The 13369-nt window shown below is 59.6% G+C and carries 9 protein-coding genes; 6 read left to right on the forward strand and 3 right to left on the reverse strand.

The window, feature by feature from the left end:
- The 4 genes from HJW02_RS11800 to HJW02_RS11815 form a co-directional block, all read left to right on the forward strand.
- Positions 1 to 1151 (forward strand): prenyltransferase/squalene oxidase repeat-containing protein (locus HJW02_RS11800; protein ID WP_208050645.1); only part of this gene is annotated, 1151 nt, incomplete at its 5' end.
- Positions 1152 to 1380: 229 nt separating this feature from the next.
- Complete coding sequence (locus HJW02_RS11805) at positions 1381 to 2904, forward strand: prenyltransferase/squalene oxidase repeat-containing protein (protein ID WP_102721240.1); 1524 nt, start codon at positions 1381 to 1383, stop codon at positions 2902 to 2904.
- A 156-nt stretch (positions 2905 to 3060) separates the two neighbouring features.
- Positions 3061 to 3588, forward strand: a complete 528-nt coding sequence (locus HJW02_RS11810; RefSeq protein ID WP_022398168.1) for an STAS domain-containing protein — start codon at positions 3061 to 3063, stop codon at positions 3586 to 3588.
- Between the two features lie 17 nt (positions 3589 to 3605).
- Entirely contained in the window at positions 3606 to 4979 is a 1374-nt protein-coding gene (locus HJW02_RS11815) for a DUF2851 family protein (RefSeq protein WP_102721238.1), read from the forward strand.
- A 268-nt stretch (positions 4980 to 5247) separates the two neighbouring features.
- Here HJW02_RS11815 and HJW02_RS11820 read toward each other — a convergent pair whose 3' ends face one another.
- Positions 5248 to 7602, reverse strand: coding sequence for a glycoside hydrolase family 95 protein (locus HJW02_RS11820; RefSeq protein WP_180970984.1), 2355 nt, complete (start codon positions 7600 to 7602; stop codon positions 5248 to 5250).
- 225 nt (positions 7603 to 7827) lie between these two features.
- Between HJW02_RS11820 and HJW02_RS11825 the strand changes: the two genes are divergently transcribed.
- Positions 7828 to 8985 carry a hypothetical protein gene (locus tag HJW02_RS11825; RefSeq protein WP_102721236.1) on the forward strand — a complete coding sequence of 386 codons (1158 nt, stop codon included), beginning with the start codon at positions 7828 to 7830 and terminating at the stop codon, positions 8983 to 8985.
- Positions 8986 to 9048: 63 nt separating this feature from the next.
- Here HJW02_RS11825 and HJW02_RS11830 read toward each other — a convergent pair whose 3' ends face one another.
- Together HJW02_RS11830 and thiH are read right to left on the reverse strand one after the other, a co-directional pair.
- Positions 9049 to 10935, reverse strand: coding sequence for an LTA synthase family protein (locus HJW02_RS11830; protein WP_102721235.1), 1887 nt, complete (start codon positions 10933 to 10935; stop codon positions 9049 to 9051).
- Positions 10936 to 11042: 107 nt separating this feature from the next.
- Positions 11043 to 12179 (reverse strand): 2-iminoacetate synthase ThiH, encoded by a 1137-nt coding sequence (thiH, locus tag HJW02_RS11835; RefSeq protein ID WP_102721322.1) that lies wholly within the window; start codon positions 12177 to 12179, stop codon positions 11043 to 11045.
- Between the two features lie 209 nt (positions 12180 to 12388).
- Here thiH and HJW02_RS11840 point away from each other — a divergent pair, with 209 nt between their 5' ends.
- The gene (locus tag HJW02_RS11840; protein WP_022398174.1) at positions 12389 to 13315 is read left to right on the forward strand and encodes a uracil-DNA glycosylase; all 927 of its coding nucleotides are present in this window, start codon (positions 12389 to 12391) and stop codon (positions 13313 to 13315) included.
- Positions 13316 to 13369: the final 54 nt, after the last annotated feature.

Here is a 13369-nt window from a genome sequence, read left to right on the forward strand (position 1 = left end):
CCATGGGCATCGACATCGGCGACGGCTTCGGGACCGGCACGGGCGACGGGGACGGGGGCGGCATTCCCGGCATTCTTTCCAAGCGCTGCGACTTGAACGACCGCATGAAGCGCATCGCGGAAAACGGCGGCACCCCGCAGTGCGAGGAAGCCGTGGTCAAGTCCCTCCGCTGGCTTAAAAAACAGCAGAACGGCAACGGCTCCTGGGGTGAAGGCCAGTTCCGCGCCTCCATGACCGGCATCTCCCTGCTGGCCTACCTGGCCCACTGCGAGACCCCCCTTTCCGAGGAATTCGGGGAAAACGTCCTGAAGGGCATCTCCTTCCTGGTAGACCTGGGAATGAAAAATCCCGTCATCTCGGAACAGCCCGCCTTGAAGGAAATCTGCTATGACCACGCCGTAGCCACCTACGCCCTGTGCGAGGCCTACACCTTCTGCAAGCAGATGGACATTCCCTCCATCGCCAATCTGGAAAAAGTCGTCATCAAGGCCGTGGACAGGATCATTGACGCCCAGTGCCCCAACGGAGGCTGGGCCTACAGCTACAACAACAAGATCAATCCGGACATCGACCTTTCCGTCACCGGCTGGAACGTGCAGGCCCTGAAGGCCGCGGAGCACGGCGGCATCAAGCCCACCAAGGGGGATATCCGCTCCACGCTGCGCAAGGCCTCAAGCTACGTGCGCAAGAATGTGATGCCGGACGGCAAGTTCGCCTACAAGGAAAACGGCAACATGCCCCGCTCCTCCCTGGTAGGCGTGGGCGTGCTTTCCCTGCAAATGACGGGCAACGGTTCTGACAGCGCCGCCCGCAAGGGGCTGGACTGGATCAAGAACAACGTCAAGACCCTCCAGTGGGGCCAGGGCAGCGGCACGGAAAACGTCAAGAGCAACCTTTACATGCACTACTACTGCGTGCAGGCGGCCATGAACCGCGGCGGAGACGTCTGGACCTCCTACAACAAAGCGTTCCGGGACGCCGTGCTCAGCGGCCAGAATGCGGACGGCAGCTTCCGGAAGAACGATGTGGGTTACGTTTCCGGCATGACCGGCAAGTCTGAAAACATCTACCGCCAGTGCCTGGCTACGCTGATGCTGGAAACCTATTACCGCTTCCTGCCCGGTACGGGTGAAGGCACCAAGAATTCCTGACGAAATTCACCGGCTTTTTCGCAGCCCTCTTTCCTTCCCGGGAAAGGGGGCTTTTCATATCCCTCGCGCGGAACGGGAGGCCGCTTTTCTTCCGCCAGGGGTATTTCCAAGCCTTCTTAAGTAACATTTTAATAACAACATGCTAAATATAAGTATATTATAAATTTTAAACTTGTCCCTGCGCACTCTTGGGGAGATGGTGGAATCCTAATCAAACCCCATTCCTTCCATGAGCCTGCATATTGAAAGTACAGAAGAAGCCCTTGCGGCACTGAAACAACAGCGCGTTAAAAACCTGGCCGCGGCGGTCTCCGTCTCCGCCCTCGGCGTCGCCATGACGGGCCTCCTGCTCTACCTGGCAAATATCATCACGTTCCTTCCGGAACCGCCTTCCATCATTACCTATCCGTCGGAAAACCAGGGACCGGAGGAACCCGACACACCCGAACTCGTCAGGAAAGCCACACGCCCTTCCAATTCACCTGCCGGCCAGCAGGTGAAAGTCATTGCCTCCAGCACCCCCCTGCATATTGCCGTGCCCATTCCGGATTTGGAACAGGATGCTCCCACGGAAGAGTTTTTCACGGGTATTGAAATCGGAGACGGAATCGCGTTCGACGACGGAGAAGGCCCGGGATGGGACAAACCGGATACAGACGTCCTTTCCAAGCGCTGCGACCTGAACGACCGCATGAAGCGCATCACGGAAAACGGAGGCACCCCGCAGTGCGAGGAAGCCGTGGTCAAATCCCTCAAGTGGCTCCAGAAGCAGCAGAACAGGGACGGCTCCTGGGGGGACGGCCCCCAGAATTACAAGTGCGCCATGACCGGGCTCTCCCTGCTCTCCTATCTGGCCCACTGCGAAACACCTCTTTCCGAGGACTTCGGCGATACTGTCCTGAAGGGCATCTCCTTCCTGGTGGACCAGGGAATGAAATCCCCCGTCATCTCCCTGGTGCCGCAAATGAACGAGGTCAGCTATGACCACGCCATCGCCACCTATGCCCTGTGCGAGGCCTACACCTTCTGCAAGCAAATGGACATTCCCTCCATCGCCAACCTGGAGCAAGTCGTCACCAAGGCCGTGGACCAGATTATGAAGGGGCAGAATGCCAACGGCGGCTGGGCCTACAATTACAACACCCAGCCCGGAGCCCACACGGACCTTTCCGTCACCGGCTGGAACGTGCAGGCCCTGAAGGCAGCCGAACACGGCGGCATCAAACCTTCCAGGGGAGAGATACGCGCGGCCCTGCGGAAGGCGGCCATGTACTGCCGCAAAACCGCCCTTCCGGACGGCCTCTTTTCCTACCAGGAAAACGGCCGGGAACCACGGGCCTCCCTGGTGGGCGTGGGCGTGCTTTCCCTGCAAATGTGCGGCAGCGGCTCGGACAGCACGGCGCGCAGGGGGCTGGACTGGATGCTCAAGAATACCAACCAGCCGTTCAACTGGAAGGCCAACAACACTTCCTCCAACCTCTACCAGCATTACTACGGGGTGCAGGCGGCCATGAACCGCGGCGGCGACGTCTGGAAGGCTTACAACAGGGCCTTCCGTGACTCCACCCTCGGCGCCCAGGCCTCCGACGGGAGCTTTATGCCCAACGGCTTCGGAGGTCCCGGCGGAGTGGTGCAGACCAGCCAGAACCGGCATGCCAACGATAGAATTTACCGCCAGTGCCTGGCTACGCTGATGCTGGAGGTGTATTACCGCTTCCTCCCCGGCACGGGGGAAGGCGCCAGGAATTTCTGAACCGCACGGCGCTCCCTCCACACAACGGGAAGAGAGCCGCCGGAGGCAGGCCCCGCACACGGGGGATACGCCTTCTTCCGGCGGCGCGCATGTTAAATCCTGACTTGACCGCGGCGTCTTCTCTTGTTATTCATACGGTTTCCATTTTCCAACGACGTGAATAACAATTCTTCCATTCTTTTCGGCCTTTTTGACGAATTTCTTTGGATCCGGTGCTCCGGACGCGGAAGTTTCGCCAACAGCCCGACCGTCAAATCCCTGGGGGATGATTACATCGCTTCCGGAGGACGCCTGATCGTCATTGACCTGGAAACCTGCTCCGGCATTGACTCCACCTTCATGGGCACTCTTGCGGGACTGTCGCGCCGGCTGCTGCCCATCGGCGGCTCCGTCCAGATCGCCTCCCCCAGCGAACGCTGCCTGAGCGCGCTGGAAAGCCTGGGACTGGACGCCCTGCTCAGCATTGAACCGCCCACAGCCCCCTGGAGGGGGAAAGTGGACCAGATACGCGCCAGCCTGGGCTCGGAGAACGCTCCCACCGTTCATCTGGATGCCAAGGACCAGACTCTGCACGTTCTCAACTCCCATCTGACCCTGAGCGAATTGAGCGAAGAGAACGAAGAAAAATTCCGCAACGTGACCGACTGCCTGAAGGAAGAACTGGAACGGCAGAAGGATAAATAACCTTCCCCCTATCCAACATGGACATGCGCTCCATGGCCTCCCTGTACGGAGACGCCCGTTCCGCAGCAATGGAGGAAGGGCAAGGCGCCGTCAGGGAACCCGACTTTTCCCTCCCTGCCGGGCTTCCGGACGAGAGAACGCTCCAGCTTCTCCTGCTGGAAGGCGCATTTGGAACCTCCTTTACGGATGACTTGGGCAGGGAGGTCCGCATTCTGGACTTCGGTGACTGGAACAAATCCGCCGGACCGGATTTTCTAAACGCCAGGATCCGCATCAACGGCGTTCCGCAGGCGGGAGACATTGAACTGGACCCCGCTCCGGAAGACTGGGAACGCCACGGGCACGGCTCCAACCCGGCATTCAGCGGCGTCATCCTGCATCTCGCCTGCGCGCCCAGCCGCAGGGAATGGTTCACCCGCAACGCCAGGCACGAGCGCATCCCCCTGGCCGTCATTCCTCCCGCTGCGCTGGCGCGGGCAAAAACGGCCCCTTCCGGCAATGCCCCGGTGCGCCACTGCCGCCACGCCGACCTGTTAACCTCCATGCCTCCGGAGCTTCTGGAAACCCTCCTTGAATCGGCAGCGGCCTACCGGTTCCGGAACAAGCACCGCCGCCATGCGGAACGCGCCAAATACGCAGGAGAAGAGCAAACCCTTTTTGAAAGCCTGGCGGAAACGCTGGGCTACCATGCCAACAAGGCCGCCATGCTGCACCTGGCTTTGCGCGCCCCCCTGCGCGCCATCCGGGAATGCCCGGAGGCCCTCCTCTTCGGCACGGCGGGATTCCTGCTCCCCGTCCTGCCGGATTCCTGCACGGCGGAAGCCGTGGCGCATCATAAAAAACTCTGGACCCAATGGTGGCCCCTGCGGGAACAGTTTGAACTGGCGCCGGAGCGCTCCTTCCCCTGGACGTTCTCCGGCAGCAGGCCGGCCAACCATCCGCAGAGGCGCGCGGGGGCGCTGGCCGTCATCGCAGCGGATTTTGCCACGTTCAAGCGTCTTTGCCATTCCGGCCCTGCGGAAGAACTGGCGGACTATCTTTCCTCCCTCAGGCACCCCTACTGGAGCACCCATGTGACGCTGCCTTCCGCACCGTCCCCCCGCCCCATGGCCCTGATGGGCCGGGACAGAATTCTGGACTTTACCGTCAACCACCTTCTCCCGGCGAAAGGAGACGAACATGCGTGGCTGCATTACCTCTCCCTCCGGGCCGGACAGGCGGGAACAAAAGTGCTCTCCGTCCACCAATCCCTGCTGGGCGGCAGGCCGGACGCGAAAGCCTTTCTTGCGAAGGCATGGCACCACCAGGCCCTGCTTCAAATTCACGAGGACCTGTGCTCCCTCCATTCCTGCACCGTCTGCTCGCTGATCGGGCGCATGGGAAAGAAATGAGCGTCTTGCGCCTCTTTCCATAAGCAGGCAGGCCAATTCCTCCGGATATTCCCCGGAATGTCTCCCGCCGCCTTTCCGTTAAGAGAAAAAATCCTTTCTCCGGGCAGTACTCATTTCCGTGCCTTTCCGCTCTTTTTTGAACCAAACGCCGGTTTCTTCCCGCAGTGAAGCCGGAAAAATAAAAAACTTCCAGCCCCCATAAAGAGGGAGCTGGAAGCCATGGTCATTTTGCTGCCGGAGTTGAAACCGGGTACGGAATCGCCTCCTTTTACCTGGCAGCAGCCTGCGGAGCTTCCGCACCGGGTTTCAGCGGCAGGGTTTTCATGCGGGTCATCTTTCCGTTGACGCGCACGGGCAGCACCTTGGGCTGGTCGGAATACAGCTTCACGTTGCTCACCTTGCCGTTCTTCCAGGAGAAGTCCACCGTGACGTTGCCGCGGGCTTTCAGCCCCTTCACGGAGCCTTCAGGCCACGCCTCCACAGGGGAGGGCATGATGTCCAGGCCGCCGGCATGGGATTGCACCAGCATTTCACAAATGCCGCCCACAATCCCGAAGTTGCCGTCCATCTGCATGGGCGGGTGTGTGGTCAGCATGTTCGGCAGGGTGTTGAATTTCAGAAGTCCCTGCACCATTTCATGCGCCTTGTTCCCGTCGCCCAGGCGGGCCCACAGGGCGGTGCGCCACGGCCACGTCCAGGAACGGCGGCTGTCTCCGGTCGTGCCGCGCCATTCCAGGGAGAGGCGGGCGGCTTCCGCCAGCTTGGGCGTCTTGAGCTTGCTGATCTGGTTGCCGGGGAAAACGGCAAAGAGGTGGGACGTGTGGCGGTGGTCCGTCTTGGGGATGCGGTCAATCATCCATTCCTGAAGGTTCCCTTCCTTGCCTATCTTGTTGCCGGCCAGCCTCTTCAGCTTGCCTTCCAGGCTCTTGGCCCAGGAGGCGTCCTTGCCCAGGATGCGGGCGGCCTTGATGGTGTTGGTGAAGAGTTCCGCGATGAGCTGCTGGTCGTGCATCACGCCGTCTTCACGCGGGCCGTGCTCGGGAGACCAGCCGTTGGGGGCCACCAGGGTGCCGGCCTTTACGTCAGCCAGGTCCTTCTTCTCCTCTTCGTTCGGATCCTTGCCGTTCGTCTTGAAGCCTTCGCCCCTGGCGCCCAGCTCCTTCAAATGGTCTTCCCAGAAATGGCAGATCTCCTTCATCAGGGGATAGGCCTGCTTTTCCAGATATTTCCTGTCACCGGTGAACGCGTAATGTTCCCAGACATGCAGCGCATACCACGCCGCGCCGGGAATGTTCCACTGCCAGCCGTTGCCGCCGAAGATGTTCTGGGAGGTACGCACCGTCCAGCCGCGCACGGGCTTGCCGTCCTTGGTATTGAAACCCTTGTTGGCCTGGGAGACGTCCCGGCAGCCGGGCGCCATCGCTTCCACGTAATTGATCAGCGCCTCATGGCATTCGGAAAGATTGGCGGGTTCCGCACCCCAGTACGCCATCTGCACGTTGATGTTGTTATGGTAGTCACAGGCCCAGGGCGGATTGAGATAAACATTCCAGAGCCCCTGGAGGTTGGCCGGAAGCGTGCCGGGCCGGGAGCTGGACAGGAGCAGGTAACGGCCATACTGGAACATGGTTTCTTCCAGATCGGGATCAACCGGATTCTTCTTATAGGCTTCCAGCCGCTTTGGAATAGGCAGTTTGGCTACATCCGCCTCCGTCTTGCCGAAGTTGACCTTCACCCGGTCAAACATGGACTTGTACTGGGCGATGTGCGCCTGTTTCAGGGCGGCATAATCCGCAGAGGCCGCCTTGGCCGCATAACGGTCCAGCTTTTTGGCGGGGGCCTCTCCCTTCCAGTCCTTCTTATAGTCCATCAGGTAATCCGTCTCCATGGCGATGACGACCATGCAGGAATCCGCGTTCTTCACGGAAATCTTATCGTCCGCAGTGGAAAGCGTACCGCCTTTGGGACGGATCAGGACACGGCCTTCATAATTCATGCCGTTTTTCAGGGTTCCCTTCCAGGCGATGACGGGGCCCTTGGCGGAAATAGCCGATTCAAGCTGGCTGTTGATGGAAAAATCCGCGCTGAACTGGCCGGGCTTGCTGGCCTTGTACTCCAGCACCAGCACATTGGCGGGCGTGCTGGCGAATGCTTCGCGGTCATACGTCACGCCATCCGCCTTGTAATTCACCTTGTGGATGCCGTCCCGCAAATCCAGGGCGCGCGTAAAATCCTCCACGGAAACGGAGGCTGGCTGGTCCCCCTTTTTAAAGTCTACGAACAAATCGCCGAAAGGCAGGTAGTTGCCGAACTGGTTCGTGCCGGCATTGAGCCCGTAACCATACCCGCCGCCGGGATTGGGGCCGCCGGACCACAGGCTGATTTCATTCAGGGCGAACCGCTCGCGGTTGGGCGCGCTGAAAATCATGGCCCCCACGCGGCCGTTGCCGATGGGATACCCTTCCGCTTCCCAAACGGCGGAAGGCTTCTTGTATTTGCCGAAATTACCGTCGGGGTTCTTGTCCTCCTGCGGATAAACAACTACGGCCGGTTCATCAGACCAGATCAGGTTGGAGGCGGAAGGCTTGTCCAGGGCCCCCCAACCCAGAGAAACGGAGCTCACCGCAACGGCAGATAGAAATAGAGATTGGAGATGCATGCTTTAATGAGGATGTCATATATTTACTGCCGCCGCAATCTCTATCTTTCAGCCTTTTCAACTTACCCTCACGGCATGACGCACCCCTTTCCGCCGTTCTTCCTCCTGACCCGGCGCCTGTTCCGCAAATGGTAGCGCGGACAGTAAATTTCCTTGTCTTTGAGGGGCGCGCGCCTACCGTAGGCAAGCATGTTTAAACGACTTCTCTCCGCATTTTTTTCCTTCGCCCTTCTCGGGACGGCTTCCGGAATATCTTCTGCCGGGGTCACCGTTCCGGACGTTCTGAAAGACCGGATTGCCCTGAAAAAAACGGCCCAGCAGCTCAACGTCGTTTACTTTCTGGGCAGTGACACGGAACCCGTTCCGGATTACGAACGGCGCCTCAGCGAACTGCTGCTTTACCTCCAGCAGTTTTACGGCAGGGAAATGCAGCGGCACGGCTACGGCGCGCGCTCCTTCGGCCTGGACATCAAATCCCCCGGCCGCGTGAACATCATTGAATACAAGGCCAAGAACCCGGCGGCGCACTATCCGTATGAAAACGGCGGCGGCTGGAAGGCCGCGCAGGAGCTTGAAGAATTTTTCAAGGCCAATCCGGACAGGAAAAAAAGCCAGCACACCCTGGTCATCATGCCTACCTGGAACGATGAAAAGAACGGCCCCGACAATCCCGGCGGCGTTCCCTTCTACGGCATGGGCCGCAATTGCTTTGCCCTGGATTATCCGGCCTTTGACATCAAGCACCTGGGCCAGAAAACCAGGGAAGGGCAGCTGCTGACCAAATGGTACGGCGGCCTGGCCCATGAGCTGGGCCACGGCCTCAACCTGCCCCATAACCACCAGACCGCCTCGGACGGCAAAAAGTACGGCACGGCCCTGATGGGCGCGGGAAACTACACGTTCGGCACCAGTCCCACCTTCCTGACCCCCGCCAGCTGCGCCCTGCTGGACGCCTGTGAAGTGTTCTCCGTCACTCCGGCACAGAAATTCTATGAAGGCAGGCCGGAAGTGGAAATCAAGGACACGGCCATTTCCTTCAAGGGAGACCAGATTCTCATCTCCGGAAGCTACAAGAGCCCCCAGACCGTCAAGGCGCTGAACGTCTACGTCCAGGACCCGCCCTATGCGGTCAACCAGGACTATGACGCCGTTTCCTTCTCCCAGCGCCTGGGGAAAAAGAGCGGCAAGTTTTCCATGAAGATTGACAAGAAGGAACTGGACGGGCTGACCAACAACGAATTCCGCATTTCCCTCATGTTCATCCTCGCCAACGGGCTGCACATGCAGAAGCATTTCACGTTCCACTGGGACGCCCTCCAGGATTACAGGGACGAACCCAAATCCTGAACCGGTTCCCCTCCCTTGGCGGATTGCCGCGGAGACGGCGGCATCCGCATCACGGGAAAGGGCTTATTCCTTCAAACTGGTGCGCCAGCCGGAAGCGTGCTGATAATAATAAACCGCCTCCTTTTCCAGCTCCTTCATCCGGGCATCCGGCTTCACAGGCTCCCCGTCACGGAAAAACTCCGCGCCGCGCTGGGGTTTAAGCACCACCATGTCCCTTCCCTTCAAGTAGCCGATGTACTGGTAATTGCTCACGAAATACCGGGACTGGTAGGAGGGTTTCAAGGCGTCCTTTCCATAAAACGCCGCATCATACGGCCATTTCAGCAGGCCGAGCAGGGTGGGCAGCACGTCAATCTGGCTGACAGGCGTCTCAATCCGTTCCGGCTTCAGCAGGGCCGGAGCGTAGAAAATGGAGAAAATGCGGTGCGTTTCCGGATTAAGCGTCTGTTTCCCGGCGCTGCCCGCGCCATGGTCCGCCACAAACACGAACAGCGTATTCTCAAACCACGGTTTGCTCCTGGCCTCCTCCACAAAGGCCCCCACGGCATAATCCGCGTACTTGACGGCGCCCATGCGCCCGGTATGGGAAGGAATGTCTATGCGCCCTTCCGGATAGGTATAGGGGCGGTGGTTGGACGTGGTGAACACCACCTGTAAAAAAGGAGAGCCGCTTTTGAAGGACTCATCCGCCTCACGCACGGCGCGGCGGAACAGGTCTTCATCACAGACGCCCCAGATGGTGGAATGGGTCACCTCTGAATCATCCATGGAATTGCGGTCCAGAACCTGGAAGCCGTTGTTCCCGAAGAAGTAATTCATGTTGTCAAAATACCCGTAGCCGCCGTAGATCCACTTGAGGTCATACCCCTTGTCCCTGAATATGGACCCGATGGTCTGCAAATGCTCATTCCCCTCCTGGCGGAGGATGGACATGCCGGGCAGAGGCGGTATGGACGTGCTGACCGCCTCCAGCCCGCGCACGGAGCGGGTGCCCGTGGCATAGGTATTCGGGAAGAAAATGCCCTCTTTGCCCAGACGGCTCAGGCACGGCGTGACATTCGCGCCGTCCTCCCGGCACTCGTTTAAAAACTCCGCCCCCATGCTCTCCATGACCACAACCACGACGTTGGGCCGGATGGCTTCCCCGGAGGGGCGCACCCGCCTCTTCACGCTGCCTGATGCGGCGTCAGGCACGGACGTGTCATCCGCCGTGAATTCCCGGGCCAGAAACGCCGCCGCATCCGCGTCCGGCAGCGTCTTGTAATAATCGCGGTAGTCCAGTTCATTCTTGAGAAAGGCGCTGAACAGGCTGTAAAGGCCGTCCTTGGCCATTTCCGAGTTATAGCGGTTGTTCACGGCATCCGCATCCTTGATGTCCACCAGCCAATACCCTCCCGTTATGCACGCCAGCAGGAACAGCACCACGCAGCCCCGCTTCCACCCCGCGGGAGCTTCCCCATGGCGGGGAACCAGAAAACGCTTCATCCCCCAGACGGCCAGGACGGATACAGCCAGAATGGCGATAAGAATCGGGATGATGGGGTAGGATTCATAAATATTCCCGATCACCTCCTTGGTATAAATCAGGTAATCCACTGCAATGAAATTGAAGCTGGCTTCAAACTCATTCCAGAAGAAGGCTTCCGCCACGTCCTCAAACAGGTTGGCGAGCACAAACAGGAAAAACCATGCGCAGGTGATCCACCGGTCCGCCTTTCCCCCCGCCCTACCGCGCGGCAGAATCCACAAATAAACGGCATAAGGGATGAGCCAGTAGCACATGGTGATGGAAAACTCCGTCACGAAAATGTATGCCGTCTTCAGAAGGGGAATGACCCCGAAATCCATGTTGCGGTATTCAAAAAACACCGTAAACAGGTTTTCCACCGCCTCAATACCGAACGCGAGCAGGAGGAACGGCCAAAACCTCCCCCAATAATAACGAATCATCGTCCCCGGAAATATGACAGACGGGGCATGCCGTCAATGCTCCATCACAGCATCACGCAAGTATGGCTGTCATTCCGCAGAGCGGCCGCCGGGCATCCGGACTCCCTTTACACCACATCCAGCGCGGCGTCCCAGTCCTTCCAGACAGGCTCCAGGCCCGCATTCCGGATGGCGCCGACCACCTGTTCCGGAGTGCGCTGGTCGGAAATCTCAAACTGCTCCGTTGCCTTGCAGCGCCCTTTCCGGTCCTCGGGAAGGTCCACCTGGTTTCCCCGCACCGTCAAATGGGCGGTGGCCGTTCCCACCCCCGTGTAGCCCCCCGGTTCCGTACGGGCAATGGCGGACATGTGGGTCATGCCCAGATGCATCAGGGCATCCCTCATCGGCGCGGGTTCACGGGTGCTGACGGACATGCCTATCCTGGGGAAGCAGATGCGCAGGGCGGCCATAAGCTGGACAAAATGGCGGTCGTCCAGCATCAGTTCCGGATCGGGTTCATACTCGTAATTCCCGGCGTAGGGACGCATGCGCGGGAACGCCACGGAAAGCGCGGACTTCCAGCAATGCTTCTGCAAATAGTCCAGATGGGCGGCGAGCGCCATGGCCTCCCGCCGCCAGGGGGACAGGCCGAACAGGGCGCCTATCTGAATGCGGCGGAAGCCGCCCTGGTAGGCGCGTTCCGGGCAATCCAGCCGCCAGTTGAAATTCTTCTTCATGCCCGCCGTATGCAGGGTTTCATACACCTCCCGGTTGTAGGTCTCCTGGTACACGGCCAGTTGTTCCGCCCCATGGTGGACGATTTCCGCATAGCGGTCGTCCGGAAGCGGCCCTATTTCCAGCCCCAGGGACGGAATAAAGGTATGCAGCGCGTCCAGGCACTCCTGCATGTACCCGTCAGAAACGAACTTGGGATGCTCCCCGGCCACCAGCAGGATGCTGCGCAGGCCCAGCCCGTGCAGGTAACGGGCCTCCTGCACCACTTCATCCACCGTAAGGGTGGTGCGGATGATGGGGTTGTCCCGGGAAAAACCGCAGTACTTGCAATTATTGATGCATTCGTTGGACAGGTAAATGGGGGCAAAGAGACGGATGGTCCGGCCGAAATGCAGGCGCGTCAGGCGGCGGCTCTCCTGCGCCATCGCCTCCAGGCGGGCGTCGTCCACCGGTTCCAGCAATGCCATGAAGCGGCGCACCAGGGAAGAGGGATGGTCCATCAGACCGTTTAATTCTTCAGAAAAGGACATAGGAAGATTAAATAAAATTTGAGAGAGCCGGCTGCCCAAGGCCATTTCCACGCCTGAACCGGAGAAGCCCAATTTGCCTCTTCCCTCACAAAGGATTCCATCTTTTACCGTGTCATTCCCCGGAGCGGAGCGTTCCATGAGGAAAGAAGGGCCCCTGCAAATCGTCGTGACAGACGGCCTCTCATGGACTAATCTGGCCTTATCCTCCCATGACTGCCACGCCGAACAGCCTTTTCCGCCATTATCTCGATTCCCTGATCCAGCAGGGAACAACGCGCACGAGCCTGACGGATGAAGCCAGAAACGTTCTCAGGACGTGGTACGTGACCGCCAAACAGGGAAGCCGCCCCGCCGCTGCCGTTCCCGCAGCTCCACCCTCTCCCCCCGTTTCTCCGGAACCGCCGCCCCAGGCGGAACCTGCCCCGGCCTCCGTATCTTCCGGGGCACCGGAACCGCCGGAGCTCTTTCCGGAGAGCCGGGAACCGGCCTCCACCGTCGCTCTTCCGGAAGGAACGATGGAAGACAAGCTGCAATACCTGCGGGATCTGGCGCAGAACTGGCAGCCGGCGCGGGAGCTCAATTCCCTGCGGGACACCATGGTCTTTGCCACGGGCAATCCCCATACGGAGCTCATGCTCATCGGGGAAGCGCCGGGCTATTATGAAGAAGTGCAGCAGGAGCCCTTTGTGGGCCGCGCCGGGGAAAAACTCAACCAGATATTGAAGGCCATGGGACTCTCCCGAGACATGGTCTACATCTCCAACATCGTCAAATTCCGTCCTGCGCTGCCTAACCAGCGGACCAACAACCGCGCCCCCACGCCGGAAGAAATTGAAGCCTGCCTGCCCATCATCATGAATGAAATCCAGGTCATCCAGCCGAAGATGATCGTAGCCCTGGGTGGGACTGCCGCCGTGGGGCTGCTGGGGATACAGGGTTCCGTCAGCTCCATGCGCGGCAGGTTCCACGACCTCAACGGCATTCCCGTGCGCGTTACCTACCATCCCAGCTACCTGTTGAGATCAGACAGCCCGCGGGAAAAACGCAAGGTCTGGGAAGACATGCTGGCCGTCATGGAACGCCTGGGCATGCCCATCTCGGAAAAACAGCGCGGCTACTTCCTGCCCAGGGAATAAAACCGGGAATTCCTGCATGCCGCCCTTCTCCCGCCACGGCAGCTGAACGGCTGT

It is taken from the genome of Akkermansia sp. GGCC_0220 (genome assembly GCF_017566105.1).
In the GTDB taxonomy this organism is placed as follows: Bacteria; Verrucomicrobiota; Verrucomicrobiia; order Verrucomicrobiales; family Akkermansiaceae; genus Akkermansia; species Akkermansia massiliensis.

Coding starts and splice junctions, on each gene's coding strand:
- HJW02_RS11805 (WP_102721240.1), top strand. CDS start 1,381: ATGAGCCTGCATATTGAAAGTACAGAAGAAGCCCTTGCGGCACTGAAA.
- HJW02_RS11815 (WP_102721238.1), top strand. CDS start 3,606: ATGGACATGCGCTCCATGGCCTCCCTGTACGGAGACGCCCGTTCCGCA.
- HJW02_RS11825 (WP_102721236.1), top strand. CDS start 7,828: ATGTTTAAACGACTTCTCTCCGCATTTTTTTCCTTCGCCCTTCTCGGG.
- HJW02_RS11830 (WP_102721235.1), bottom strand. CDS start 10,935: ATGATTCGTTATTATTGGGGGAGGTTTTGGCCGTTCCTCCTGCTCGCG.
- thiH (WP_102721322.1), bottom strand. CDS start 12,179: ATGTCCTTTTCTGAAGAATTAAACGGTCTGATGGACCATCCCTCTTCC.
- HJW02_RS11840 (WP_022398174.1), top strand. CDS start 12,389: ATGACTGCCACGCCGAACAGCCTTTTCCGCCATTATCTCGATTCCCTG.